Source organism: Mesorhizobium sp. B2-2-3 (assembly GCF_006442405.1).
Classification (GTDB): Bacteria; Pseudomonadota; Alphaproteobacteria; order Rhizobiales; family Rhizobiaceae; genus Mesorhizobium.
In genome coordinates, this window is sequence record NZ_VFWC01000016.1 from 62,467 (window position 1) to 86,487 (window position 24,021).

23 protein-coding genes are annotated in these 24,021 nt (G+C 63.5%); 5 read left to right on the plus strand and 18 right to left on the minus strand.

Annotated elements, in window-relative coordinates:
• Positions 1–50: 50 nt before the first annotated feature.
• Positions 51–458: a 4-oxalocrotonate tautomerase family protein gene (locus tag FJ951_RS24840; RefSeq protein WP_140517834.1), complete on the minus strand. Its 408-nt coding sequence runs from the start codon at positions 456–458 to the stop codon at positions 51–53.
• 113 nt (positions 459–571) lie between these two features.
• Here FJ951_RS24840 and FJ951_RS24845 point away from each other — a divergent pair, with 113 nt between their 5' ends.
• The gene (locus tag FJ951_RS24845; protein ID WP_140517835.1) at positions 572–1,435 is read left to right on the plus strand and encodes a LysR substrate-binding domain-containing protein; all 864 of its coding nucleotides are present in this window, start codon (positions 572–574) and stop codon (positions 1,433–1,435) included.
• Between the two features lie 169 nt (positions 1,436–1,604).
• On the opposite strand, the gene FJ951_RS24850 is transcribed toward FJ951_RS24845, so the two are convergent.
• Entirely contained in the window at positions 1,605–2,507 is a 903-nt protein-coding gene (locus FJ951_RS24850; protein ID WP_140517836.1) for a DMT family transporter, read from the minus strand.
• Positions 2,508–2,562: 55 nt separating this feature from the next.
• A complete protein-coding gene (locus FJ951_RS24855; protein ID WP_140494495.1) occupies positions 2,563–3,450 on the minus strand; it encodes a DMT family transporter in 888 nt (295 codons plus the stop codon).
• Positions 3,451–3,773: 323 nt separating this feature from the next.
• Between FJ951_RS24855 and FJ951_RS24860 the strand changes: the two genes are divergently transcribed.
• Both FJ951_RS24860 and FJ951_RS24865 read left to right on the plus strand, forming a co-directional pair.
• Positions 3,774–4,355, plus strand: a complete 582-nt coding sequence (locus FJ951_RS24860) for a VOC family protein (protein WP_140517837.1) — start codon at positions 3,774–3,776, stop codon at positions 4,353–4,355.
• A 27-nt stretch (positions 4,356–4,382) separates the two neighbouring features.
• The gene (locus FJ951_RS24865) at positions 4,383–5,270 is read left to right on the plus strand and encodes a glutathione S-transferase family protein (RefSeq protein ID WP_140517838.1); all 888 of its coding nucleotides are present in this window, start codon (positions 4,383–4,385) and stop codon (positions 5,268–5,270) included.
• Between the two features lie 153 nt (positions 5,271–5,423).
• Here the strand turns inward: FJ951_RS24865 and FJ951_RS24870 are convergent, their stop codons facing one another.
• The gene (locus FJ951_RS24870) at positions 5,424–6,935 is read right to left on the minus strand and encodes a peptidase S10 (RefSeq protein WP_140517839.1); all 1,512 of its coding nucleotides are present in this window, start codon (positions 6,933–6,935) and stop codon (positions 5,424–5,426) included.
• Between the two features lie 517 nt (positions 6,936–7,452).
• Here FJ951_RS24870 and FJ951_RS24875 point away from each other — a divergent pair.
• Positions 7,453–7,959, plus strand: a complete 507-nt coding sequence (locus FJ951_RS24875; protein WP_140494488.1) for an OsmC family protein — start codon at positions 7,453–7,455, stop codon at positions 7,957–7,959.
• Positions 7,960–7,973: 14 nt separating this feature from the next.
• Here FJ951_RS24875 and FJ951_RS24880 read toward each other — a convergent pair whose 3' ends face one another.
• The 13 genes from FJ951_RS24880 to rpsF form a co-directional block, all read right to left on the minus strand.
• Complete coding sequence (locus tag FJ951_RS24880) at positions 7,974–8,192, minus strand: hypothetical protein (protein WP_140494486.1); 219 nt, start codon at positions 8,190–8,192, stop codon at positions 7,974–7,976.
• Between the two features lie 148 nt (positions 8,193–8,340).
• A complete protein-coding gene (locus tag FJ951_RS24885; protein ID WP_140517840.1) occupies positions 8,341–8,976 on the minus strand; it encodes a hypothetical protein in 636 nt (211 codons plus the stop codon).
• Positions 8,977–9,058: 82 nt separating this feature from the next.
• Positions 9,059–9,814: an SDR family NAD(P)-dependent oxidoreductase gene (locus FJ951_RS24890; protein ID WP_140517841.1), complete on the minus strand. Its 756-nt coding sequence runs from the start codon at positions 9,812–9,814 to the stop codon at positions 9,059–9,061.
• Positions 9,815–9,862: 48 nt separating this feature from the next.
• Positions 9,863–11,332 (minus strand): amidophosphoribosyltransferase, encoded by a 1,470-nt coding sequence (gene purF / locus FJ951_RS24895; protein ID WP_140494480.1) that lies wholly within the window; start codon positions 11,330–11,332, stop codon positions 9,863–9,865.
• Between the two features lie 121 nt (positions 11,333–11,453).
• The gene (locus FJ951_RS24900; protein WP_140494478.1) at positions 11,454–12,125 is read right to left on the minus strand and encodes a CvpA family protein; all 672 of its coding nucleotides are present in this window, start codon (positions 12,123–12,125) and stop codon (positions 11,454–11,456) included.
• A 43-nt stretch (positions 12,126–12,168) separates the two neighbouring features.
• Positions 12,169–13,572, minus strand: a complete 1,404-nt coding sequence (radA, locus tag FJ951_RS24905; protein ID WP_140494476.1) for a DNA repair protein RadA — start codon at positions 13,570–13,572, stop codon at positions 12,169–12,171.
• Between the two features lie 87 nt (positions 13,573–13,659).
• On the minus strand, positions 13,660–15,150 hold the full coding sequence (locus FJ951_RS24910) for a replicative DNA helicase (RefSeq protein WP_140494474.1): 1,491 nt from the start codon (positions 15,148–15,150) through the stop codon (positions 13,660–13,662).
• A gap of 225 nt (positions 15,151–15,375) precedes the next feature.
• On the minus strand, positions 15,376–16,347 hold the full coding sequence (locus FJ951_RS24915) for a small ribosomal subunit Rsm22 family protein (RefSeq protein ID WP_140517842.1): 972 nt from the start codon (positions 16,345–16,347) through the stop codon (positions 15,376–15,378).
• 3 nt (positions 16,348–16,350) lie between these two features.
• Positions 16,351–16,674: a YnfA family protein gene (locus tag FJ951_RS24920; protein ID WP_140517843.1), complete on the minus strand. Its 324-nt coding sequence runs from the start codon at positions 16,672–16,674 to the stop codon at positions 16,351–16,353.
• 85 nt (positions 16,675–16,759) lie between these two features.
• Positions 16,760–18,052 (minus strand): cyclopropane-fatty-acyl-phospholipid synthase family protein, encoded by a 1,293-nt coding sequence (locus FJ951_RS24925; protein ID WP_140517844.1) that lies wholly within the window; start codon positions 18,050–18,052, stop codon positions 16,760–16,762.
• Between the two features lie 216 nt (positions 18,053–18,268).
• On the minus strand, positions 18,269–18,853 hold the full coding sequence (gene rplI / locus FJ951_RS24930; RefSeq protein WP_140494465.1) for a 50S ribosomal protein L9: 585 nt from the start codon (positions 18,851–18,853) through the stop codon (positions 18,269–18,271).
• Between the two features lie 214 nt (positions 18,854–19,067).
• Positions 19,068–19,316: a 30S ribosomal protein S18 gene (rpsR, locus tag FJ951_RS24935; protein WP_006203718.1), complete on the minus strand. Its 249-nt coding sequence runs from the start codon at positions 19,314–19,316 to the stop codon at positions 19,068–19,070.
• Positions 19,316–19,810, minus strand: coding sequence for a 30S ribosomal protein S6 (gene rpsF / locus FJ951_RS24940; RefSeq protein WP_140494463.1), 495 nt, complete (start codon positions 19,808–19,810; stop codon positions 19,316–19,318). The genes rpsR and rpsF overlap by 1 nt, the downstream gene beginning before the upstream one ends.
• A 450-nt stretch (positions 19,811–20,260) precedes the next feature.
• On the opposite strand from rpsF, the gene FJ951_RS24945 reads away from it, so the two are divergent.
• The gene (locus FJ951_RS24945) at positions 20,261–21,970 is read left to right on the plus strand and encodes a pilus assembly protein (RefSeq protein ID WP_140517845.1); all 1,710 of its coding nucleotides are present in this window, start codon (positions 20,261–20,263) and stop codon (positions 21,968–21,970) included.
• Between the two features lie 45 nt (positions 21,971–22,015).
• Here FJ951_RS24945 and FJ951_RS24950 read toward each other — a convergent pair whose 3' ends face one another.
• Positions 22,016–23,944, minus strand: a complete 1,929-nt coding sequence (locus FJ951_RS24950) for an LTA synthase family protein (RefSeq protein ID WP_224646406.1) — start codon at positions 23,942–23,944, stop codon at positions 22,016–22,018.
• Positions 23,945–24,021: the final 77 nt, after the last annotated feature.

A 24,021-nucleotide genomic window follows, 5' to 3' on the forward strand; every position in this document is an offset into this window, starting at 1 on the left:
CAAGGGCCTCTTGCCGCCTCTCACGAAGGGAAGGGCAAAAGCGGCATCCTTTACGCCGCCTTCAGTCTCCCGCTGATGAAGCGGAATTCCTGCGTTTTGCCGCCATAACCGTAGGCGGCGGCCGGCACTTCGTGGACGAAGGCGTAGCTTTCTTCGTGCACGGACCCGAGCAGGCGCCCGAAGGCGGCGAAGATCGCCTTGAGATAGGCTTCCAGCTCGAGCTTGGTGTTGGTGCCGTCGACCACCTTGATGTCGAGCCAGAACGTATTGGTCCCATGCTCGGCCAGCGACGCGCCGCCGGCGAACCAGTGCTGCGGATCGAGATAAGAGACGGCAACCGCCGTTATGGTCGGATCCTTGCGAAGGTGCGTGGCGGTGAGTTCGGTCGCCTCCTTGGCGATCCTGGCGGACAGCGTGGCGTCGGGCTTCCCGGTGACGCTGACGTTGATGATGGGCATTGTCCTTCTCCTTGGTTCTGGCGGCCTCTGTCAGCCGATGACGCAACCATGTCACCGACCATGAATCATGAAAATCGAATTGTTTTCAAAGAATAGTTCGATAATATCGAATTATGAAAACGCTCGATCCCGACTTCCTGAGGACATTCCTCGCCTTCGCCGACGGCGGCTCGCTGGCGCAGGCGGCCTCTATTGTCGGCCGTTCACCGTCGGCTGTGACGGCGCAGATGCAGCGGCTGGAAGAGGCTGTCGGCGAACCGCTCCTGGCGCCGCAGGGCAGGGGCCGCGGCCTGACGCCGACCGGTGAGGAGCTTGTCGGCCATGCCCGGCGTATCCTTGCAGCGCATCGTGAAGCCTGGCTCGGCTTGAAGGGCGCAAAGGCCGATGGACGCATCGCGATCGGCACGACGCAGGATTTCGCCGACAGCGGCTTGCCCGATCTATTGCGTGCTTTCGCCGAAAGCCATCCGCGCGTCAGGATCGAGCTGCGCGTCGGCCGCTCCGCCGAGCTGGCGCAAGCCCTTCAGGGCGGTAGCCTGGATCTGGCGATCGTTATGCGGCAAGCTGCGACGCCGGACGAAATCGGCATGCTGCGCGAGCCGATGATGTGGCTCTGTTCGCAAAAAGGACTGGCAGCGCGACAGGACGAGTTGCCGCTTGCACTGCTCGATCCGCATTGCGGCTTCCGCGAAGCGGCTATCTCGGCGCTCGATGCGGCCGGCCGGCGCTATCGCATCGCGGCCAGCAGCGCGAGCTTGGCCGGCCTGCGCACGGCGGTCAAGGCCGGCATCGCGCTGACGCTGCGCACCGCGCGCTTTGCCCATTCCGGCATCGTCGAAGCACCGCGCGCGTTCGACCTGCCGCCCGTGCCCGTTGCCGAATTCGCCATCCGGCTGCGCGCCGATGCCGAGAACCCGGCGCGGGATCTGGCCGCACTGCTCGGCACCGGCCTGGCTGTGCCAGGACTTTTTGGCTGACAGCCGTCTGTCTTCAGGCGTGGGGCCAAAGAAAAAGCCGACCTTGCGGTCGGCTTGGAGTAGGACGGACCGAGGGGTTTGGGGGGACTCGGGGGGTGGTCCGTCGGCTCAACAATGCCTGAACGGGATGATGGTTCCGTGACTGCGCAAATTTTTTTGGGCTCGGCTTTCACAACGGACCTGGCGCTTGTTGCTGCTTTGCCGACAGCCAGTCGCGGCCGGCATGGGCAAAGACCGCGCAAAGCACGATTGCGCCGCCGATCATGCTGGCCATGGGCGGTATCTCGGCCAGGAAAAGGAAGGCAAACAGGATCGCGAACGGCACTTCGGCAGAGCCGAGCAGGCCGGATTCAGCCGCCGGGATGAGCCTCGCGCCTTCCGTCCACAGGATCGAGGAGAGTGCGAAGCTCGAGCCGAAGGCGACGAGCAGCACGGCATCCCTTGCCGAGACGGCAAGCGGGTCGGTGACGAACCAGCCGAGTATGAACAACAGCAGGGCCGAGACCGCGCCTGCCCAGACCGCCGGCGTGTCGCGGAAGGCGCGCACCATGATCATGTAGAGCGCGCTGCCGATCGTCATCAGCAGCGCCAGCCCGTCTCCGAACAGATTGCCTGTGCCGAAGCTCGACCAGACCATGACCGCAACGCCGCAAAGCGAGACGGCGGCGGCTAACATCGTCTGAAGACGGAAGGGCTCGCGCACCAGCAGGAAGGCGAGCAGCGCGGCAATGAAAGGCGACGTCGCGTAGATGACCGTGACATTGGCGACGAAGGTGAATTTGAAGGCGCAGATGAAGGCAATGCTGGCCAGCGCGCCTTCCACCGCCAGCAGCCAGCCGCGCCAGCCGAGCCGCAGCGTCTCGCGGTTGCCGGAGCGGTGGCGGCGCCACAGCACATAGAGGCTGATCAGGATCGAGCCGACGAAACCGCGCCAGCAGGTGATGGTCAGCGGATCGGCATGGATCGATTTGGTCAGCACGCCGGTCAATCCGAACACCGCCGCCGACGACGACACCAGGATGATGCCAAGTGTCCGTTCTGCGGTGTCGGTGGCGGCTGCTACATCGGTCATGAAAGCCAATTTACGTGGTTCTGTTCTGACATCGTAGTGTCAGCAATCTGGACCGTCACAGCCGTTTGCGAAAATGCTCGCCGCCGACGATCAGCAGCCCTGCGGTGATGATGAGAGCAGCGCCGAAAAACACTTCGCGACGCGGCACGTCGCCCCAGATGGCGAAGCCGAGCGCGAAGGCCCACAACAGCGAAGTGTATTCCAGCGGCGCGATGATCGAGGCCGGCGTCCGTTTCATGCCTTCGAAGAGAAGATACTGCGCCAAGCCGCCGAGCGCGCCGACGCTGGCAAGCAGAAGCAGTTCGCTCCAGCCAGGCGTCTGCCACCAAAGCAGCGCGGGCACCGCCGAGAATATCAGGAAATAGAAATTGTTGAGCATGAGCTGGATCATCGAGCGCTCGGCAAGTGCTGTCTTGCGCAACAGCACGATGGCGATGCCCCACAGGAAAGCGGCGGCCAGCACAAGCAGCACCGCCACGGACAGGCCGAGATGGGCAGGGTCACAGGCGACAAAGACGCCGGCGAAGCCGATTGCCACCGCCAGCCAGCGTAGCATGGGCACTTTTTCGCCAAGCATCACCACCGAAAGCACGGTGACGATGATCGGGGCCGCGTAATAGACGGTGGTCAGTTCGGCGAGCTGCAGGCTGCGCGCGGCATTGTAATAACAAAGCCACGCCGCCAGGGTGAAGACGCCGCGCAACAGCATCGGCCACACGATCGGCGACCGCGCCGTCTCCGCATAGAGATGCCGTCCGCCGATCGCCGCGCAGGCGGTCAGTATGGTGACGCTGCGGAAGAACAGGATCTGCCAGACGCTCATGCCGGCTACCAGCAGCTTGATCGAAGCGTCCTGCGTCGAAAAAAGCAAATAGGCGGCGCCGGTCAGGAGGATACCGGCGAGAACCCTTTCGCGTGTTTCGAGAATGGCGACATCGGCCATGCGACAAGCGGCCTTGTGTGAAAACGGCTCCGGCCCCTGTCGGCTCCGCTCCCGCCAGCTATAGGGGCGAAACCTTGCATGGCGCTGCTCCAGCGCCGTGCTTGCGTTGGGGCAGGGCCGATCCCGATGCGGCTTCTGGCGCGGCGCGACTGATTGGTTTAGCATCGTCTCACAAAGCCGGCGCGTAAGGTTCGGCGAGCCAAGGGAACGGTGCGGATCAGGAAGCCAGCGCTCGCATAAGAGACGCCATTCGCATCATGCGCGGTGGGCCTGACAGCTGGCACTTACGGATATCGAAACGCCGACATCAGGGGGAGAACGCAATGCAGAAACTGCAATCGCAAGGCGTCCATCACATCACGCTGGTCGGCGCCGGTCGCCAGACATCGATCGATTTCTGGGAAGGCGTGCTGGGCATGCCTTTCATTTTCGAGCAACCCAACCTCGACAAGGCAGCCGAAAGCCATCTCTATTTCGATCCGGGCGACGGGCGGCTGATCACCATCTTTACCGACGAGACCCGCACGCCGGCAAAGCGCCGCACCCCGACCGATACCGGCTGCGTCCACCACATCGCCTTTGCCGTGTCGCGCGTGACCTTCCTGCAGGCGGTCGCCCGGCTTGACGAGCGCGCCATCAAGCACAGTGGCGTCAAGGACCGCGGTTTCATGGATTCGATCTATTTCGAGGATCCGCTTGGCCTGCTGATCGAACTTGCTTCCTACCGTTTCGAGCCGCCGGCCGGCTTTGGCCATGCCGACGTGCTGATGGAAGCGCACAAGCTCCGCGTCGCGCGTGGCGACTACAACATCGCCGAGGCGCATCTGGCCGACGCCATCCAGGCGCTGGTCGAGCGCTCGCGCGCGAGTTTGTCGGCCGACAGGACGCCGCGCAATCCGTATTGATTTTTGAATAAGCAAAGGGAGGAACACATGGCAAAGACAGCGACGAAGGGTGCGAGGAAGCCGGCAGCTAAGGGCACACCAAAGGCTATGGCAAAACCAGCAGCAAAAGCTTCAACCAAGCCGGCACCAAAAATATCGGCAAAGCCTTCGGCCAAGGCGACGTCAAAAGCAGCAACCGCCGGCAAAGCCGCGTCCAGGACCAAGGGGAAGTCGGCGAAGAACCCCGCCCTGATGATCAGCATGCTGAAGCCGAGCGTCAACAACATGACGGTTCGGGTGTTTGCCCGCGCCGCCGGGCTGGACCATGCCGAGGCCGACGCCTGGGGCAGCACGCGTTCGCCCGAATTCATGGCGCGCAACCCGGCCCATCTGACTCCGATGATCGAGGACAAGGGCCTGCCGCGAGGGGTGCTTTGGGAAAGCTGCGCCATCATGCAGTATCTCGCCAACAAGCACGGGCTGGAGAAATTCTACCCCAAGGCGCCCGCCAAGCGGGCGATGATCGACAGCGCCATGTTCTACCTGATCGGCACGCTCTATCCCTATGTGGCGCGCGCCACCTATCCGGCGCTCGGTTTCCCGCAATATGCCGGAGAGGTCGGCCACAGCGACGCTCATCCCGACAGGAAGGCCGAGGCCCAGAAGGCGGCGATCGCCGCCATCTCCGAACCGCTGGAGGTGTTCCACTCCTTCTTCAGGGACGGCAAGCCCTTCATTGGAGGCAAGAACCCGTCTATCGCCGATATCCGCCTGGCGGCGACACTCGAATTTCTCGCCGTCATCGACTATGCCCTGCCCGAATGGGCCAGCGACTACATGGCCGCGATGGAGAAGAAGCTCGGCAAGGCCTATGCAGACCCGGCCAGCGACGTGCGCGGCTACATTGCCCATGTGAAGTCACAGCCACGGGTGTGAGATCGCTTCGGCGCCGCAGGCCGGTTGAAGGCAGCCGGCGGCCAAGATGAACTGCGATGTCCTTCGCGGCTCCTTTGCCTGGAGGACAGAGGAGCGAACTGTCCCGCCAGCGTATCGCGGACTGCCCGTCACTCCGGTGCTACCAAGCGACGCTTACTGCGTCGCTTGGTAAAGCTCCGCCGCCGCTGCCTTGAGCGCCCGCCTTCCGTCCGGCCTGAAATACATCATGTGTCCTCCGTCCAGCACATCGACGCGGATGGGCTTTGCACCGGCGAGCGTCGGTACCTGGTTCACCAGATAGCGAGATGCCAGATAGGGCGTGACGAGGTCGGTGTAGCCGTTGACGATGACGACGCCGAGCGCGGGATTGAGCGAGCGCGCCCGCTGCAGATCGTTCATCACGCCGGCATAGCCTTGCCGCGATGTGCCGTAGTCCCAATTGCGGCTGATCTCGCCATTGAGCAGCCGGTAGCTGACATCGGTGTGGTAGTTCAATTCGTCCCGGGCATAGCCGACAAAAGCCGAGGTCAATGCTGGAACGCTGCGGTCGAGCACCGGATCGGGTCCGGCGGTGCGAGCGCTTTCAGGAGCGATGTCGGCCGTGCCGATCATGGCGTCATAGGGGCTGAGCACCTTGCTTTTCGAGCGGGCAAACTCCCTCGCGAAAAGGCTGGTCGGTATACGCGCGAAATTCCGCTGCACGAGGTCGAGGGGCAGGCCGGTGATCTCGGCCACCCGCTGGCTCGCCAGCCGCCCGCCTTGCTCCAGCCCGCTGGCCAGCGCCGTGAGGTAGTCGCCAAGCGCATAGCGCTCGACCGCGGCCAACTGCGCCCGCAGCGCCTCGCCGGTAACGCCGTCGGCACTGAGCCGCACCGACGCCAGCGAGGGGAGTTCGAGAGCCCAGTGCAGCGGCTCGAATTCGTCGGGTTGCACCAGCATGAATTCCAGCGCCGGCGAGATCAGCACGATGCCGCTCGGGCTAAGGCCGACATCTTCCTGCAAAGTCCTGGCGAGCAGCGCCGCGCGAAACCCGCCATAGCTTTCTCCGGCCAGGAAAAGCGGCGAGCTGCTGCGGCCGTTCTGCGCCAGATAGAGCCGGATGAAGGCGCCGATCGAGCTGGCGTCCTGGTTGACGCCCCAGAAGTCGTGGGTGTTCTGCCCGGGAGCCTCGCGGCTGTAGCCGGTGCCGACCGGATCGACAAAGACGAGGTCGGTCATGTCGAGCCAGCTGTCCGGATTGTCGATGATCTTTTGCGGCGGCGGCAGGAATTCGCCATCGGCTCCGGTCGTGATGATGCGCGGACCGAGCGCACCGAGATGCAGATAGGCGGAAGCCGCCCCGGGGCCGCCATTGAAGACGAAGGTAATGGGGCGTGGTGCCGTTTTTGCCGCGTCAGCCGGTGGCCGCAGCGTATAGGCGACATAAAAGATCTCCGCCGTGACGTCGGCCTTGCCTGAAAGCAGCGACAGCGTGCCGGTCTTGGCCTGATAGTCCAGCTTGCGTCCGGCAACCGTGATCGAATGGCTGGTGACCTGCGGCGGCGGCAGCAGCGACAGCACACCGCCGGTCGGCGCCGGCCTCTCCGGCGTTTCAGCCAGGACAGGCTGTGCGAAGGCAGCAAGCATCAGCAGGATGAGAGAGATCAGTTTCAACTTGAACGGCATGACGCCTCCGCGAGAACGCTTGTCGCATAGCTATAGCCGATGCGATCGAAGTCAAAGGAAAGGCTTGTCCGGCTGAAGACGGATCGCCCGCCATCAAGCAACGAATCCGGGTCAGCGGGTTCCGTGCAAGCCTTCTCGACGCGCTATTGAGAGAGCATTGAATGAAAAAAACCGCCTGTACGGCGGGTCCGTGGCGCAACTCAGCACCATAACCAGAAATGTACCATAGCTGCCTTCACCCTGTCAAGAAAAAATTCCTATCAGGAGAGACCGTTGGCACACCCGACTGCCCATCGCCAGCCTTGTTGACCCGAGTCGGTCACCAGAAAATGGGACGACGGCACTCGCACGGCTCAGACGGTCTTTGAGACCTCGTCCGTCAATGTCCATTTGGGATAGTGATTGCGCGCCTGTGTCCCAACGCGATGATTATGTTTGCTTTCCGGTGTGATCGGGTCAAATCTCGGTGGGTTGACGCATGCCAGCGCCAGAAACGATCGTCGAAAGGGGCAGCGAAATGGACGCCACCGCACTGAAGGCCATGCAGGCGCCGCTGAAAGAGACCTATCGCGATGATGCTTCGCGCGCGCTCATCACGCTCAGGGCCAGAGGCAGTCTCGATGACCAGTCGATCGCCTGCAAGGTCGAGACGGGCAGGGCTCTCGCGATTGCCGGTCTGCATCCCGCAACCGGCGGCTCGGGGCTCGAGCTTTGCTCGGGCGACATGCTGCTGGAGGCACTTGTGGCCTGCGCCGGCGTGACGCTCAAGGCGGTGGCGACGGCGCTCGAATTCAAGCTCGGCGCCGCCACGGTCGAGGCCGAAGGCGACCTTGATTTTCGCGGCACGCTTGGCGTTGCCAAGGATGCGCCGGTCGGTTTTCGCGCCATCAGGCTGAATTTCAGTCTCGACACCGATGAGCCGCAGGAGCGCATCGATTCCTTGCTGAAGCTGACCGAACGCTACTGCGTGGTGTTCCAGACCATCAACCAGAAGCCGGAACTGACGGTCAGCGCACGGCGCTGACGCCGCATCGCGCCTTACTGCGCTGCCGGTTCCTCCGCGTCGCCCTCATCGGTGAAGGGTGACGCGCTCGGCACGCATTGCAGCGACCAGCCGGTCGGGGCCGGCTGCTTCTGGTATTCGGTGATGGCGGCGGTGCATTGTTCGCGCTTGTCGAACGTGCTGGGCAACACGACCATGCCGCCTTGCGGGCCGGCGATTACCAGGTACCAGACCAACGCTACGCTCGAAGCCATGGGAATTTCCTTGCTCTGCCCAGCCGGGCTTGTTGTGGGAATCTATGCGATCCTATCAACTCTGCGGAAATGACGAAAGCATGACCGCGACTCAGCTTTCCGCCGCCACATCACAGCCGCGTGATGTGGCGGGGCGGGCGAGGTCTGGTCAATTCGTTGCGAAACAATAGAACAGGCCGTCGCCGCCGGTGCCTTTCAGCGCCTCCTGGCCGCAGCCGCCGCGCGAACCATGCGAAGAGTTCCAGGATTTGGCGGCAGCTGAATCGTCGAGCCCGGTGCGGTCGTGATGGCCCATCATGGCTGCCCCTTCCGTGCCGCTCATCGTCCAGTCACCGCAGGTCTGGTCGGCGATCCTGGTGCCGTCGGGTTTCGAGCCGGTCAGCATATCGTGGCGGTTCGGCGTGTCGCCGCGGCCGTTCACCATCTCGCCTTTTTCGTTGAGCGCCGTCTGCTTGGTGATGCCGTTGGCATCGCCGTGCAGCGAGGCGACGTCGTCGGCTATCTTGACGCCCTTGGCATTCACCCACGGTCCCTTGCCGATGCGGTCGCGCGCATCCTCGGTGCTGGTCGACAGATATGCGGCCCAGGTCTTGCCGGTGACGCCGGCTGCTTCCGCCAGCGAGGCGCAATGCGCGTCGGCGCCCTTAAGGCCGCCGAGGTCGGCCCCCTTGCCCGAGCCGACGCTGGTGACGAAGAAACTCATCTTGGCATCTTGTGACAAGGCTGTGCCGGCGGCCAAGGCGGAGATAGTGGCGGTGGCGGCGATGAGAATAAGTCTGCGCATGTCGGTCCTCCGGGTTTGAGCTTCGAATGTACATTCGAGGAACGCCGCCCGGAGCCGAATTCTTCCGACAAAAAAGATGCGGCTATTCCGGCTGTCGGTAGGCGACGAAACGGTTGTGCTTGGCCTGGAAGATCAGTCCTGTCTCTTTCAGGTCGGGGCTTGCCAGCGGCACGATGCGTTTGGCGATCTCGGAAGGATGCGGCAGCGTTTCCGGGTCCTCGCCGGGCACGGCTTGCGCGCGCATCACGGTACGGGTGGCGCCGGGGTCGGCGGCATTGACGCGCAACGGCAGGCTCTGCGTCTCATGTGCCCAGGAGCGCATCATCGTCTCGACCGCCGCCTTGGAAGCCGCGTAGGGCGCCCAGAAGGCGCGCGCCGAGTGAGCAGCGTTGGACGACAGGATGATGGCCCGGCCGGCGTCGGAGAGCCGCAGCAGTGGGTCGACCGAGCGGATCAGCCGCCAGGTCGAGGTGACGTTGATGGTCATCACCTTCTCGAAGGTTTTCGCCTCGACATGGCCGATCGGCGAGATCACGCCGAGCACGCCCGCATTGGCGACGAGAATGTCGAGCTTGCCCCACCGCTCATGGATGGCGCCGCCCAGGCGGTCGATGCCGACCATGTCGGCAAGGTCGAGCGGCACCAGCGTCGCTTCGCCCTTGCCGGTTTTGGCGCGCTCGGCCTTGATCTGGTCGTCGAGTTCTTCCAGCCCGCCCACGGTGCGCGCCACGGCAATGACGTGGGCGCCGGCGGCAGCCAGTTCCCTGGCGATGAAGTAACCGATGCCGCGCGAGGCGCCGGTGACGACCGCAACGCGGCCGGAAAGGTCGAAGGTCATGCGATAGATTCCGGAAATATGGCTATGGCAACTGGCAGTGCGGCAATCCTATGCGCCGCTCGTCGCCAGCAGCGACAGCGTGCGCACATTGTCGTGGCCTTCGAAGTCGAGCAGGCGGGTCGGATACTGGCCGGTGAAGCAGGCGTCGCAGAATTGCGGCTGCTCGTTGTCGCGGTTGGCCTCGCCGACGGCGCGATAGAGTCCGTCGATCGACAGGAAGCCGAGCGAATCGACGCGGATGAATTCGGCCATCTCCTCGATCGACATACGTGATGCCAAAAGCTTCGATTTTTCCGGCGTATCGACGCCGTAGAAGCAGGAGGCGCTGGTCGGCGGCGAGGCGATGCGCATATGCACTTCCTTGGCGCCGGCGTCTCGCACCATCTGCACGATCTTCTGGCTGGTCGTGCCGCGCACGATGGAATCGTCGACCAGCACGACGCGCTTGCCCTCGATCATGCGGCGGTTGGCGTTGTGCTTCAGCTTGACGCCCATGTGGCGGATCGAATCGCCGGGCTGGATGAAGGTGCGGCCGACATAGTGGTTGCGGATGATGCCGAGCTCGAAGGGGATGCCCGCGGCTTGCGAAAAGCCGATTGCCGCCGGCGTGCCGGAATCCGGCACCGGCACGACGATGTCGGCCTCCACGGGATTTTCCTGCGCGAGTTCCGCGCCGATGCGCTTGCGCACCTCGTAGACGTTGCGGCCTTCGACCGAAGAGTCCGGGCGTGCGAAATAGACATATTCGAAGATGCAGAAGCGGGTTTTCTGCGGCTCGAACGGGAACAGGCTCTCGATGCCCTTGGAGGTAACGACGACCATCTCGCCGGGCTTCAGGTCGCGCACGAAACGCGCGCCGATGATGTCGAGCGCGCAGGTTTCGGAGGCCAGGATCCAGGCACCGTCGAGGTCGCCCAGCACCAGCGGGCGGATGCCGAGCGGGTCACGGCAACCGATCATCTTCTTGGCCGTCATCGCCACCAGCGAAAAGGCGCCCTCGACCTGGCGCACCGCATCGATGAAGCGCGAGTTGAGATCGCGCTCCTTGCTGGTGGCGACGAGGTGCAGAAGCGTCTCGGTGTCGGAGGTCGAGGAGAAGATCGCGCCTTGCTTCTGCAGCGCGCGCTGGACGGTCATGGCGTTGGTCAGATTGCCGTTATGGGCCACGGCAAAACCGCCATCGGCCAGTTCGGCGAAGAAGGGCTGGATGTTGCGCATGCCGGCGCCGCCGGTCGTGGCGTAGCGCGTGTGGCCGATGGCGCGATTGCCTTGCAGGCTGTCGATGACGCGTTGCTTGGTGAAGGTGTCGCCGATCAGGCCGACATGGCGTTCGACATGGAACTGGGTGCCGTCGTAGGAGACGATGCCGGCCGCTTCCTGGCCGCGATGCTGCAGCGCGTGCAGGCCGAGCGTGACGATGGCCGCCGCGTCCTGCCGGCCGAAAATGCCGAACACGCCGCATTCGTCGTGGAAGTGATCGTCAGCTTCCGCGGAAAGCACGTGGTCTGCGTCTGCCATGGGGCTCAAGCTCCGCTAAAATCGCCATATAAGGCGACAGCGCCGTAAAAGCAACGCGCCCGGCGATGGTTCACGATCACCGCCAGTCTCGGGCGCCTGTTCTGCGGCGCCCGATCACTCATCAATTCGCCGGCGCCGCCGGGGCCGGATTGGCCGGTGCGTTGTCCGCGGGAGGCGTTCCGGCATCGCTGTCGTCAGGAGCCGGCGCATTGGCATCGTCCCCTCCCGCCGGGGCATCCGTCGCCGGTGCATCCGGTGCGGCGGGCGTTTCGGCAGCCGGCTGATTCGGGTTGAGCTTCTTGAGGATGGCGTTCTCCGGATCCTCGGGCAGCAGGCTTTCGAGCTTGGCGCCGATCTGCTCCAGCAGCGGCCGCGACTTGGCCTCCGTGACCCAGGCCGGTGCCTTGGCGCCGGCCAGCCAATTGAAGAACAGCAGGGCCACGGCGACCACCAGAATGCCGCGGGCGGCGCCATAGAGGAAGCCGAGCGTGCGGTCGAGCGCGCCGATGCGGGAATCGATGATCCAGTCGGCGAGCTTCATGGTGATGACGCTGACGACGATCAAAGCAATGATGAAGACGACGCCGGCGGAGGCCGCCATGGCGATCTTTTCATTGTCGATGTAGGGCTTCAGATAGGGCAGCACGGGCTTGTAGAAAAAGAATGCCGCCGCGGCCGCCGCCGCCCAGGACACGATGGACAGGACCTCGCGTGAAAAGCCGCGAACCATGGCGAGCATCGCCGAGACCAGGGTGAAGCCGACGAGAATTCCGTCAAGCAGCGTTATCGGCATCTTTGTCGCCCCACTCCCTGTCGCTCACCACCAGGTGAGCCCGTCATTCTTCGTCGTTGGCGCGGCTGCGCCGTGAGCCGGCTATGCGCGCCACGAGGTCGGCGAGCTCGGTAGGCTGGAAAGCGCCGGCCCCGATTCCTCCGGCAAGTTCCTCGCTGCCCAAGGGCAGAACCGCGCTTGCGAAACCCAGCTTTTCGGCCTCCTTGAGACGCTGCTGCGCATGCGCAACCGGCCTCACAGCGCCAGAAAGGCTGATTTCGCCGAAATAGACGCAATCGGCGGGAAGGGCAAGACCGGTGAGCGAGGAAACCAGTGCGGCCGCCACCGCCACATCGGCCGCGGGCTCGGAAATGCGGTAGCCGCCGGCTACGTTCAGATAGACGTCCTGTTGGCCGAAGCGCACGCCGCAATGCGCCTCGAGCACCGCCAGGATCATCGACAGCCGGGCGCCGTCCCAGCCAACGACGGCGCGGCGCGGCGTGCCGAGCGAGGAGGGCGCGACCAGCGCCTGGATTTCGACCAGCACCGGCCTTGTGCCTTCCATGCCGGCGAAAACCGCTGCTCCCGGCGATTTCGCGTGGCGCTCGCCGAGGAACAGCTCGGACGGATTGGCAACCTCGCGCAGCCCCTTGTCCGACATTTCGAAGACGCCGATCTCGTCGGTCGGCCCGAAACGGTTCTTGACGGTGCGCAGGATACGGTAGTGATGGCCGCCTTCGCCCTCGAAATAGAGCACGGCGTCGACCATGTGCTCGACGACGCGCGGGCCGGCGATCTGGCCTTCCTTGGTGACATGGCCGACGAGCACGATCGCAGCACCCGTGGATTTCGCATAGCGGATCATCGCCTGGGCGGCCGCACGCACCTGGGTGACGGTGCCGGGCGCCGAATCGGCGAGGTCGGTCCACAGCGTCTGGATCGAATCGAGGATCACCAGGTCCGGCCGCTTGCCGTCCGCGATCGTGGCAAGGATATCCTCGACATTGGTCTCGGCCGCAAGCTCGACCGGTGTGGAAGCGACGCCGAGGCGCTGCGCGCGCAGCCTGATCTGGGCGACCGCCTCCTCACCCGAGACATAGACGATGCGGTGGCCCCTCGAGGCAAGGGCAGCAGCAGCCTGGGTGAGCAGCGTCGACTTGCCGATACCGGGATCGCCGCCGACCAGCAGCGCCGAGCCGCGCACGAAGCCGCCGCCCGTGGCGCGGTCGAGCTCACCGATGCCCGACACGATGCGCGGCGCGTCCTCGATATCGCCGGAAAGCGTGGTCAGCACCACCGCGCGGCCCTTGCGGGCGTTGCGCGTATTGGCCGGCCCGGAACCGATGCCGCCGGACGTACCTTCCTCGACCAGCGTGTTCCATTCGCCGCAGGCGTCGCATTTGCCGGCCCAGCGCTGATGCACCGATCCGCAGTTCTGGCAGATGAACTGGACGCGGGATTTAGCCATTAGCGAGGCCTGCTTCGGGATCGCCGATGCTGGATAGGTGGGCGGGACAGAGGGGGTGTGACGGAGCGTGACGGTGAGTCAAAAAAGCTACTCAAACCTTTCCGCGATATGATGTTCCTCCGCCAGATCCGAGAAGCGGGTAAATTCGCCGTGGAAGGCTAGCGTGACCGTGCCCGTCGGTCCGTGACGCTGCTTGGCCACGATCACCTCGGCCTTGCCGCGCATCTCGTTCATCTCGTTTTCCCACTTGATGTACTCGTCGGTGCCGAGCTTCGGCTCGCGGTTCTTGAGGTAGTATTCCTCGCGGTAGACGAAGATCACGACGTCGGCGTCCTGCTCGATCGAGCCGGATTCGCGCAAGTCCGAGAGCTGCGGGCGCTTGTCGTCGCGGCTTTCAACTTGTCGCGAGAGCTGCGACAGCGCGATGATCGGCACCGCGAGCTCCTTGGCCAGTGCCTTGAGACCGGTGGTGATCTCGGTGATTTCCTGCACGCGGTTCTGCGAGGCCCTGGCGCTGGAGCCCTGCATCAGCTGGATATAGTCGATGACGATGAGGTCGAGGCCGCGCTGGCGCTTCAGGCGCCGGGCGCGGGCCGAGAGCTGGGCGATCGAGATGCCGCCGGTCTGGTCGATGAACAGCGGGATCTTCTGCATGGTCTGCGAACAGGCGACCAGTTTTTCGAAGTCCATTTCGGTGATCTCGCCGCGGCGGATCTTCGAGGAGGAGATTTCCGTCTGTTCGGAGATGATACGGGTCGCGAGCTGTTCCGACGACATTTCGAGCGAGAAGAAGCCGACGACACCGCCATTCGCCGCCTTGAACGACCCGTCGGCCTGCTGCGCCGGCACATAGGCCTCGGCGACGTTGAAAGCGATGTTGGTGGCGAGCGACGTCTTGCCCATGCCCGGACGGCCGGCAAGGACGATCAGATCGGACGATTGCAGGCCGCCCATGCGGCGGTCGAGGTCGCGCATGCCGGTGGCCAGCCCCGACAGGTGGCCGTCGCGCATGTAGGCGGCGTTGGCCATGTCGACCGCGGTCTTGACCGCGTCGGTGAAGCTCTCGAAGCCGCCGTCATAGCGTCCGGTTTCGGCCAGCTCGAACAGGCGCCGTTCGGCATCCTCGATCTGCTCGGACGGCGACATGTCGACCGGCGCGTCATAGGCGATGTTGACCATGTCCTCGCCGACGGTGATCAGGGCGCGACGCGTCGCAAGGTCATAGATGGCGCGACCGTAATCTGCGGCGTTGACGACCGTGACGGCTTCGACCGCCAGGCGCACGACATATTGTGCTACCGTCATGTCGCCGACCTTCTCGTCGGCCGGCAGGAAGGTCTTCAGCGTGATCGGCGTTGCCACCTTGCCCATGCGAATGAGCTCTGCCGCGATCTCGAAGATCTTGCGATGCAGGGGTTCGTAAAAGTGGCTGGCCTTCAGGAAGTCGGAGACGCGATAGAAGGCATCGTTGTTGACCAGGATCGCGCCGAGCAGCGCCTGTTCCGCCTCGATGTTGTTCGGCGCCTCGCGATAGAGCGGTTGCTCCGCCACGCCGAATTTCCGCGCTGCCTCTGCCATGATGTCCCCGATTTCGATCCCGGTCTCTCGATATCAGAATCGGAAAATTGAGTGCTGACTTATCTGCAACAGTTATCACCCAAGCAGATTTGATGCCCACTGTTCACAGAAACAAAAAACCGTCCACAGGACAGTATTCCCGTGCCCTGATTCCGATTGACTCGACAAGGTGCTGATTCTACGCGACGGTTTGGAACAAAGCAAGAACGATCGTCACCCGAATCCCTACGCTGTATCGAGCACATCGCCCCAGTCCGACCGCCGTGCCGCCTTGAACAGTTCACCGTCACGCTTGCTGAAAAGCGTCTCTCCGGCACTGCCGTCCGGCCGGCAAAGCTTGAGCGCCGCCTTGCCCGAGCCGGTTTTCGGTGGCGCGATCACCCGCGCCGCGCGGACTGGCGCCGGCTGCCTCGAAGCCGCGACATAGATGAACTTCTCGTCCTCCCATGGCACTTCGGCGTCCTTGGCCAGCCGGTGCAGGCGCGAGCGGGCGACGCGCCGCGAAAAGTGGCACCAGTCGGGCGGGATGAGCGGGCAGGGGGCTTCGTGCGGGCAAGGTGCCAGCACATGCGCGCCCGCTTCTATCAGTTGCCGGCGAACCGCGAGAACACGCTGCCAGCCCGCCGGCGTGCCCGGCTCCACGATCAGCAGCGTGTCTGTCGTGAGCTGCCACAGCCGATCGACTATTTTGGGCAGGGATGCCGGTGCGATCTCATCCAGCACATAGGCGCAGGTGACGAGATCCGCCGGCTGCGAACCGTCAAGGTCGATGGTCACATCGCCGGCCTGCCAGGCGATCCGGGCAGCGATTGCATCGGCGGCAAGCGCCTCGCCGACCTTGCGCACCGCAGCACTGGCCTCCAGCAAAACCGCATGCTGAAGATCGGGCCACAGGTCCGCCGTGGCCCAAAGCACGGTGCCCGGGCCGGCGCCGACATCGAGCAGGGTTTTCGGCGCGAATTCCGGCTGGGCTTCGTTCACCGCGTCGAGGCTGGCGCGGACGGCGGCATAGGTCGCCGGCAGCCGCGTCGCCAGATAAGCCTTGACCGCCATATCCTGCGCCATATGCAGGCGGCCGTCGCGCATCTCGGCGCGGTATCGGTCCGACAGGGTTTTCGCCGCCTGCCTGAGCACCGGCAGCGGCACGTTTTCGAGGGCACGGTCGACGGCCTGTCGAAGCGGGGCGGGCAGTTCCACGGCTCATGCCCCTCGTGGTGCGAGCAGGATGACAGAGGCACCCAGTATGCAGAGCGCCGCCCCCGCAAGGTCCCACCGGTCGGGACGCACGCTTTCCACCAGCCAAAGCCAGGCCAGTGACGCCGCGATGTAGATGCCGCCATAGGCGGCATAGGCGCGGCCGGCCGCGCCGGTGTCCACCAGGGCCAGAAGCCAGGCGAACACAAGCAACGAAACGAACCCTGGTAGCAGCCACAGCGGCGATTTCTCCAGCCGCCACCACGCCCACACCGAAAAACAGCCAGCGATCTCGGCGAGCGCCGCGGCTGCATAGAGGAGGTAGGTCATGAAAAAGGCCTCGCGACGATCACGAGGCCTTTTTCAGGGCACGAGCCGGGAATGGCAAGCGCCAATGCGGCAAAGCGGTCTGTTCCTATTCCGCCACCTTGCGGCGCCGGGCGGGCTTGGCGGCCTCTTCGACCGGAGCCGCTTCGCGATGGCCCATGTCGCGCATTTCGAGCGCCTTTTCACATTTGACCATATAGTCGCGCGCCATCGGCAGGGTGTCGTTCTTCCTGGCAAGCTGGATCTGGAAGATGACCAGATCCTGCCAGCGGAAGGCGGCTTCCGAGGCTGCCAGATAGAATTCCCACATGCGGCAGAAGCGTTCGTCATAGATCGCCTTGGCCTTGTCGCGGTTGGCGGCGAAGCGCTGGCCCCAATGCTTCAACGTGTCGGCATAATGGAGCCGCAGGATTTCGATGTCCGTGACGACGAGGCCTGACTTCTCGATCGCCGGCATGACTTCGGAAAGCGCGGGAATGTAGCCGCCCGGGAAGATGTATTTGCGGATGAAGGCGCTGGTCGCCCACGGCACGCCGGAGCGGCCGATCGTGTGCAGGAGCATGACGCCATCAGGCTTCAGCAACGTCGCGCTCTTGTCGAAGAAAGTGCGGTAGTGATTGACCCCGACATGTTCGAACATGCCGACCGAAACGATGCGGTCGAAGCGTTCGTTGAGTTCGCGGTAATCCTTCAGCTCGAAGTGAACGTGGTTTTCCAGGCCCTGGGCATGCGCCCGGTCGGTGGCGACGCCGTGCTGCTCGGTCGACAGTGTCACGCCCTGTACGTCGACGTCGAAGGCCTTGGCAAGGTAGAGGCCTAGCCCGCCCCAGCCGGAGCCGATGTCGAGCACCGTCTGCCCGGCCTTCAGCCTGAGCTTGGCGGCAATGTGGCGCTTCTTGGCTGCCTGCGCCTCGTCCAGCGTCATGTCGGGCTGCTCGAAATAGGCGCAGGAATACTGCATGTCCTCATCGAGGAAGAGCCGGTAAAGGTCGCCCGACAGATCATAGTGGCGCTGCACGTTGCGGCGCGAACGCGACGCGGTGTTGATCTGCTGCAGGCGGCGGAAAGCGTGGCGCAGGCCTTCGATGGCTTTCGACCACGTCGCGTCGATGCCGCCGCTGCCCATGTTCTGGAAAGCGATGCGCATCAGGCCAAGAACGCCGCCCTCGAGGATGTCGAGTTCGCCATCCATGTAGGCTTCCGGCACGGCCAGCATCGGATCGAAGGTAATGGCGCGCTCGGCGTGCCTGGTCTTGATGTGCAGGTGCACCGGCTCGCCGCTGCCGTCACCGAACACGAATGTCGTGCCCTGTGGGCCGGTCACCTTGAGATTGCCTGTGCGCACCAGGCGGTCGAGAACGCGTTTCAACAGAATATTCATGACCCAAATGTCCCCTCTCGGTCAGACAGGCTGTCCTACTCTGCATCAATATATAGGGTTTCGAAAAGTTCCTTTTGGCACAAAAATGCCCAGGTGGTGAACCCGGGCATTGGTCCAGTCTGGCTTGAACTGCCAGTCTGATCGGAGCTGCCAGTCTGATCGGAGCTGATTGGCCGAAGCCGAATGCGGCGCGCCGGCAGGCGCGCCGCGCCGATGTCAGGCGTTCTCTTCGCCGCCCTCGAACTCGGCGTTCGGGTCGAAGAAGTTCTCCGGCCGGGCATTGTCGTTGATGTCCTCGCCATAGATGGCCTCGGCGGTGGTCAGCGTCTCGCCCTTGGCCTGCCGCTCGGCTTCGTCGGCCGTGCGGGCGATGTTGAGCGTGATCGTGACCTCGACTTCCGGATGCAGCGCGATCGCCACATTGGTCACGCCGATGGTCTTGATCGGCTGGTTGAGCTGGATCTGGTTGCGGTTGACCGAAAAGCCCTCTGCCGTCAGCAGGTCGGCGATATCGCGCGTCGACACCGAGCCGTAGAGCTGGCCGGTCTCGCCGGCCGAGCGAACGGCGATGAAGCTCTTGCCGTCGAGCTGTTCGGCGACCTGCGAGGCTTCGGACTTCCGCTCGAGGTTGCGGGCTTCGAGCTGCGCGCGCTGGCCTTCGAACTTCTTCTTGTTGGCTTCGTTGGCGCGCAGCGCCTTGCCCTGCGGCAACAGGAAATTGCGGGCAAAGCCGTCCTTGACCTTGACGGTGTCGCCCATTTGGCCGAGGCGGGAAACGCGTTCGAGAAGAATGACTTCCATGGTTTTGTTCCTTTTGGTTAGGGCGCCAATCACGGGATCGGTGCGAAATTCTTTGGAACAGGTCAGGAAGCAAAAGGGCGTTGCCGCCGGTGTCGCTGTCCTGCCTGTCGCGGCAGTTAGAGGCTTTTGGCCTCAACTCGGGATTTGATGCGCAACCCAGCGGCGCCCGTCGCCGTGGAAGAGAAGCGGGGGGCGGAGCCGCCCGCGCCAAGGATTAGCGAACCACGTAGGGCAGCAGGCCGAGGAAGCGGGCGCGCTTGATCGCCTTGGCGAGCTCGCGCTGCTTCTTCTGGCTGACGGCGGTGATGCGCGACGGCACGATCTTGCCGCGCTCGGAAATGTAGCGCTGCAGGAGGCGCACGTCCTTGTAATCGATCTTGGGCGCGTTGGCGCCCGAGAACGGGCAGGTCTTGCGGCGGCGATGGAACGGGCGCCGGGTCGGGATCTGGTTAATGTCGACCATTATTCTGCACCCCCTTCAAAGCCTTCGCGCGGACGGCGCGGACCACGATCGCCACCAGCGTCGCCGCCGAAGCTGCGTGGCGGACGATCGCCGCGATCACGGTCGCCGAACGAGCGCGGACCACGGTCGCCGCGGTCGCGGTCGCCGAAGCCGCCGCGTTCCGAGCGCTCTTCGCGCTTCTGCATCATGGCGGAGGGACCTTCCTCATGCGCATCGACCTTGATGGTCAGGAAACGCAGCACGTCCTCGGACAGGCCCATCTGGCGCTCCATTTCGTTGAGCGCTGCCGGCGGGCAGTCAAGATCCATCAGCGTGTAGTATGCCTTCCGGTTCTTGTTGACCCGGTAGGTGAGGGACTTCAGTCCCCAGTTCTCGACCCGGCCGACGGACCCGCCATTGGCGGAGATGACGCCCTTGTACTGTTCGACAAGCGCATCGACCTGCTGCTGCGAGAGGTCCTGCCGGGCAAGAAACACATGTTCGTAAAGAGCCATTATGTCTTTTCGCCTTTCTTCGTTTCTCTCCCGGTTCCCGGCGGCAAAAGCCTCTGCAACTTCTCTGACCCGCCAGGAGCGGGGAAGAAAGGAGCATGACGAGACGGTCGAGAGCGGAGACACGGGAGGCGGAAGCGCTTCTGGCTTCACGCGAAGGTTTTCGAAAACCTCCGGCCCTCCGTTCAGCCCCCAGCTGGGACCGGCAGATTGGCGGCGTCTATATAGCAATCCACGTGGAAGGCAAGAGCAGGCGGCAATCCCGGATGTCGCAGGGCCGGAAAAACCGGCATGTGCGGCAACAGGACTCCGTGGTTCCCGGAAACCAGGCCTTAACCACCATGACAGGTTGTATGGGGTTGCGGCCCCGGCATCAACCGCCGATTCATCATGTCTGGCGCAAAAAGCGGCATCCCGCTGTCAGCAACGGGCTAGGCATTTCCGGGGGTAAGGATGCTTCTCAAGAAATTCTGGCGCTCGAAAAGCGGCAACTTCGCGCTTTTGCTCGGGATCGGCTTGCCGGCCATCCTGTCGGCGGTGGCCTTCGCAGCCGATGTCTCCACCATCATGCGGGCCAAGAGCAACCTGCAGAATGCGCTCGACGCGGCAAATCTCGCCTCCTCGCATCTCGGCGATCTGGACATCACCCGCACCGACGCCTTCAACCGCTATTTCCAGGCCAACGTAGCCGGACATGGCGAACTCACAAATGCGCGGGCCACGTTGACGGTCGACAGGGGCGTCAACTTCGTCAAGACGAAGGCCGTCGCCTCGGCTGACGTCGATTTGAACTTCGCCTTCCTGCTCGGTGAGAGCAGGCACATCGTGGTCGATGCCTCGGCGGTCGAATCGAACAATCAGCTCGAAGTCGTGCTGGTTCTGGACAACACCGGCTCGATGGCCGGCGCCAAAATTGCTGCCCTCAAGACAGCGACGGACAATCTGCTCAAATATCTGGAAGCGGCGCAATCACCGACGCGCAAGGTCCGCGTGGCGCTGGTACCCTTCGTCACGGCTGTCAATGTCAACGGCGACGGGTTCGACCCGTCCTGGATCGACATGGACGGCAAGTCATCCACCAATGGAATCAATTTCCCCGTCATCAACGACAAGCGTCCCAATCATATGGCGCTGTTCAGGCAGTTGATGAAAGATCCGGCCTCTGCCGCCAAATTGACGGGGTGGAAGGACGGCAAGGGGGAGGATACGGGTTGGAAAGGCTGCGTCGAGGCGCGGCCTGGTGTCCTTAATATCGCCGATACGCCGCCTGATCCACGTTACCCTGACACTCTGTTCGTGCCTTATTTCGCGCCGGACAGTCCGGGAAAGGGGACGAGACCTTCCAGCGGCTATTCAAACGATGCCTATCACTACAACAATTCCTTTATCGACGACGCCCCTGATGAGGCCAAACTTGCTCGGAATGGCGGACTGAATATTCTCGGAATAGACCTGAGCGGCTTGCTTGGAAGTGCTGCCGGGCTTTTGCGGGGTGATCTTGAAACAGTCGCCAAATATGTGGCGCCGCAGAACACCGCCATTGCCACCGCGGTCACAAACGATCCAAACGCCTTGCAATTGACGGTGGGGCCAAACCGGTCCTGTCCCTCGCCAATCGTCCCCTTGACCGAAGACTTTACAAAACTTCGCAACGAGGCCGCCAAGATGCTTGCATGGGCGGGGTCCGGCACCAATGTTTCCGAGGGCCTGGCCTGGGGCCAGCGGGTGTTGTCGCCGGGTGCGCCATACGCCGAGGGTACGCCTTGGAAGACGCCTGGGGTGAGCAAGATCGTCATGTTGCTCACCGACGGCGAGAATGTCGTCTACGGCGCCAGCAACGAGACGACCAAGTCAGACTATACGTCCTATGGTTTTCTCGCGGGCTCAACCTATGGCGCTGCCGGTCGGCTTGGATCGGACAATCAGACCACCGCCGCGCGCAATGTCGACGGATGGACCAAAAGCGTCTGCACGCAGTTGAAGAAGCAGGGCGCCGAAATCTACACGATGGTGCTGCAATCCGATACCGCCGCCAACCGCACGCTTTACAGCGCCTGCGCCTCGGATCCCAGCGACTACTACGCCGTCAACGATCCAAACAAATTGCCGAACGTGTTCCAGCAGATCGCCAACAAATTCTCGAAATTGCAACTGACGAATTGAACGCTCGACCCCGCTGGGCGGCATCCTGGAAGGATGCCGCGAATTTCAGCTCATATGGGCGACGACCTTGTCCACCGTTTCGGGGAAGAAGTCGGGCGCCGCGTGGCGTTTGCCGAACATCATGTCGTATTGCAGCAGCCGGAAGTCGCGGATCGCCGGGTCGATCTGCTTTTGCCGCGCCCAATCGGGCGTGGCTTCTCCCGCCGGCGTCAGCAGCAGATTGCGGTCGACCACGCGGTAGCGTTCGCGCATCTCGCCCAGGAAGCCGGTATAGTAGGGGTGGGTGATGCCGGCCGTTTTCAGGATGTGATAGGGCAGGAAGGCGGGGCTGACGGCGCCCATGTCCTTGGCAGGGCCTGTGCGGTTCGACCAGATGACCAGTGGCGTCTGATGATGCTCCAGCGCCGCCTCGGCGGAAGCCTCCTTGCGCGGCGCGACATTGTCCTTCATGAACCCGGTCTCTACATAGACCGGCCCAAGCGGCGGCAGATGGTCGCCGAAGAAGGCGATGACGGTGGGGCGAGAGCGTTTCTTTGCCCATTCGATCAGGCGTTCGAGACCGCGGTCCGCGTCGGCCGAGCCCTCGGTGTAACTCAGCAGCGATTCACGCGCCCATTGGCTGATCGGCGCCTGCACGGTGTGGGTCGGGTTGTAGTAGCGGTTCGGCTCGTAAGGGCCGTGGTTCTGCAGGCTGACGGCAAAGAAGAACACCGGGGCATCGCTGGCATCGGCCTCGCTGATGATCTCGTCCGTCATCGCCGCGTCGGATGCCAGCGGCCCGCGCTTTTGCATCGGCGGCAACGTCTCTTCCGATCTGAAGTCGTCGAAGCCGAAATCGGCATAGACCGCGCCGCGGTTCCAGAACCAGTTGGTGCCCGGATGGATGGCGCGCGCCCTGTAGCCCTCCCTCTTCAGGAAGGTCGCCAGCGACGGCGTCGGCGTGCGCACATATTGCTGGTAGGGGATGCTGCCGGCCGGCAGGAAGGCGTTGGAGAAGCCGGTCAGTGCCTCGAACTCGATATTGGCGGTCATGCCGCCGAATTCGGGTGAGAACATGGAGCCCGAACGCAGCGCCCGCACGTTGGGGATCGGATCGGGCGTGATGGTGACCCCGGGCAGCTTGGTCGGATCCCAGAAGGATTCGCTCATGACGACGATGATGTCGGGCTTTTCCTGGGGCACCGAGGCGGTCACCTGCGGCCTGTCGATGGCCGCGATCGCCTTTTCCGAATAGCCTGGCGGCGCCGAGACATGCGCCATCGGCACGTTCAGCGCGAAGGCGAGCGCAAAGCCGTTGGAGGCGTAATTTTCCTTCTGGTCCCACATAATCGGGATGATCTGCAGCCGGTCCCGGGTCCAGGAGAAGGTGGCATAGTCCATGATCGAGACGAAGAAGGCGAGCAGCGGCACGGCCAGCGTCAGCCGGGCGAGACGGCCCTTGCGGCTGAGTATGGGCACTTTTCGACGCCAGACCCGCCAGCCATAGATGAGCAGCGACAGGCCGGCGACGATGCCGACAATCATGGCAAGGGCAGTCATCGGACGGTCACGCACCAGAAGCGGCAGCAGCGCCACGATCTGGCGGGAGTAGAGGAAATCGGTCGGGTAGAGGGGATCGCCGAGATAATGCGATTTCTGGTGACCGATGAAAGCCAGCGAGAGCGTCAGCGGCGCGACGATCATCAGGCTTTGATAGCTGCGGCCGAAAACGGCATCGAGGCCGACCAGAACCAGTGCGAACACCACGATCGTGGTCCAGCCCGGCTTGAGCGGCTGCAGGAAGAAGGAAACCGTGCCGGCGAAGTCGCCGCGCACGATCAATTCGATGGCGAACACCAGGACGGCCGCGATCAGCAGGCTGGTCAGCCCATAGCGTATGGTCGGCCACTTCCGTCCCGGCAGGTAGCCGGTGGAAGGATCGTCTTCCAGAAACTGTGGCGCGGCTTTGCCTGCGCCTTTCGAAATCCTAGCCACTTTAACTTCCCCACCCAGCGACAGACCCGTCACTCGATTGTCATGGAATTGTCACGCAAAGCTAGCGCCTGTGGCGG

Bases quoted from the DNA above. Each gene is read 5' to 3' on its own strand.
- FJ951_RS24840 (WP_140517834.1), bottom strand. From the start codon at position 458: ATGCCCATCATCAACGTCAGCGTCACCGGGAAGCCCGACGCCACGCTG.
- FJ951_RS24845 (WP_140517835.1), top strand. From the start codon at position 572: ATGAAAACGCTCGATCCCGACTTCCTGAGGACATTCCTCGCCTTCGCC.
- FJ951_RS24850 (WP_140517836.1), bottom strand. From the start codon at position 2,507: ATGACCGATGTAGCAGCCGCCACCGACACCGCAGAACGGACACTTGGC.
- FJ951_RS24855 (WP_140494495.1), bottom strand. From the start codon at position 3,450: ATGGCCGATGTCGCCATTCTCGAAACACGCGAAAGGGTTCTCGCCGGT.
- FJ951_RS24860 (WP_140517837.1), top strand. From the start codon at position 3,774: ATGCAGAAACTGCAATCGCAAGGCGTCCATCACATCACGCTGGTCGGC.
- FJ951_RS24865 (WP_140517838.1), top strand. From the start codon at position 4,383: ATGGCAAAGACAGCGACGAAGGGTGCGAGGAAGCCGGCAGCTAAGGGC.
- FJ951_RS24870 (WP_140517839.1), bottom strand. From the start codon at position 6,935: ATGCCGTTCAAGTTGAAACTGATCTCTCTCATCCTGCTGATGCTTGCT.
- FJ951_RS24875 (WP_140494488.1), top strand. From the start codon at position 7,453: ATGGACGCCACCGCACTGAAGGCCATGCAGGCGCCGCTGAAAGAGACC.
- FJ951_RS24880 (WP_140494486.1), bottom strand. From the start codon at position 8,192: ATGGCTTCGAGCGTAGCGTTGGTCTGGTACCTGGTAATCGCCGGCCCG.
- FJ951_RS24885 (WP_140517840.1), bottom strand. From the start codon at position 8,976: ATGCGCAGACTTATTCTCATCGCCGCCACCGCCACTATCTCCGCCTTG.
- FJ951_RS24890 (WP_140517841.1), bottom strand. From the start codon at position 9,814: ATGACCTTCGACCTTTCCGGCCGCGTTGCGGTCGTCACCGGCGCCTCG.
- purF (WP_140494480.1), bottom strand. From the start codon at position 11,332: ATGGCAGACGCAGACCACGTGCTTTCCGCGGAAGCTGACGATCACTTC.
- FJ951_RS24900 (WP_140494478.1), bottom strand. From the start codon at position 12,125: ATGCCGATAACGCTGCTTGACGGAATTCTCGTCGGCTTCACCCTGGTC.
- radA (WP_140494476.1), bottom strand. From the start codon at position 13,572: ATGGCTAAATCCCGCGTCCAGTTCATCTGCCAGAACTGCGGATCGGTG.
- FJ951_RS24910 (WP_140494474.1), bottom strand. From the start codon at position 15,150: ATGGCAGAGGCAGCGCGGAAATTCGGCGTGGCGGAGCAACCGCTCTAT.
- FJ951_RS24920 (WP_140517843.1), bottom strand. From the start codon at position 16,674: ATGACCTACCTCCTCTATGCAGCCGCGGCGCTCGCCGAGATCGCTGGC.
- FJ951_RS24925 (WP_140517844.1), bottom strand. From the start codon at position 18,052: ATGAATATTCTGTTGAAACGCGTTCTCGACCGCCTGGTGCGCACAGGC.
- rplI (WP_140494465.1), bottom strand. From the start codon at position 18,853: ATGGAAGTCATTCTTCTCGAACGCGTTTCCCGCCTCGGCCAAATGGGC.
- rpsR (WP_006203718.1), bottom strand. From the start codon at position 19,316: ATGGTCGACATTAACCAGATCCCGACCCGGCGCCCGTTCCATCGCCGC.
- rpsF (WP_140494463.1), bottom strand. From the start codon at position 19,810: ATGGCTCTTTACGAACATGTGTTTCTTGCCCGGCAGGACCTCTCGCAG.
- FJ951_RS24945 (WP_140517845.1), top strand. From the start codon at position 20,261: ATGCTTCTCAAGAAATTCTGGCGCTCGAAAAGCGGCAACTTCGCGCTT.